The sequence below is a fragment of the Streptomyces parvus genome (assembly GCF_014648875.1).
In the GTDB taxonomy this organism is placed as follows: Bacteria; Actinomycetota; Actinomycetes; order Streptomycetales; family Streptomycetaceae; genus Streptomyces; species Streptomyces parvus.
Map to the genome: position 1 here is coordinate 1 of NZ_BMRY01000049.1, position 743 is coordinate 743.

At 63.3% G+C, this 743-nt stretch carries 1 protein-coding gene; it reads left to right on the top strand.

The annotated features are described in order from the left end of the window. The coding region (locus IE140_RS35740; RefSeq protein WP_189461116.1) for a class I SAM-dependent methyltransferase at positions 1–743 on the top strand (743 nt) is incomplete at both ends.

The following is a 743-nucleotide window of genomic DNA, read 5'->3' on the forward strand; positions in this document are numbered from 1 at the left end:
GCTGGAACAGCAGTTACGACGGGCAGCCCATCCCACTGGAAGACATGCGGGAATGGCGCGACAGCACCGTCGACCGCATCAAAGCACTCCACCCACGACGCGTCCTGGAAATCGGCGTCGGCACCGGCCTCCTGCTCGCCAAAATCGCACCGGACTGCGACGAATACTGGGGAACCGACTTCTCCCCGACCGTCATCGAAGACCTACGACACCACATAGAAGCCGACCCCCACCTCACCGAAAAAGTCACCCTCCGCACCCAAGCCGCACACGAACACGGCGACCTCAAGAAGAACCACTTCGACACCATCATCCTCAACTCCGTCGTGCAGTACTTCCCCAACGCCGACTACCTCCTCCACGTCATCCGACAAGCCCTCGAACTCCTCACCCCCGGCGGAGCACTCTTCATCGGCGACATCCGCCACCCCCGACTCCTGCGCACCTTCACCACCGCAGTCCAAACCGCCCGCGCCGACGACCCCACCGACACCCCCGCCATCCGACGCGCCACCGAACAAAGCCTCGTACTCGAAAAAGAACTCCTCATCGACCCCGAATACTTCACCGCCCTCACCCACCACCTCCCCGACATCACCGGCACCGACCTCCAACTCAAACGCGGCACCCACCACAACGAACTCACCCGCTACCGCTACGACACCACCCTCTACAAAACCGGAACCACCACCCACCCCCTCACCCACACCCCCACCCACCCCTGGACACCCGACGACGACACC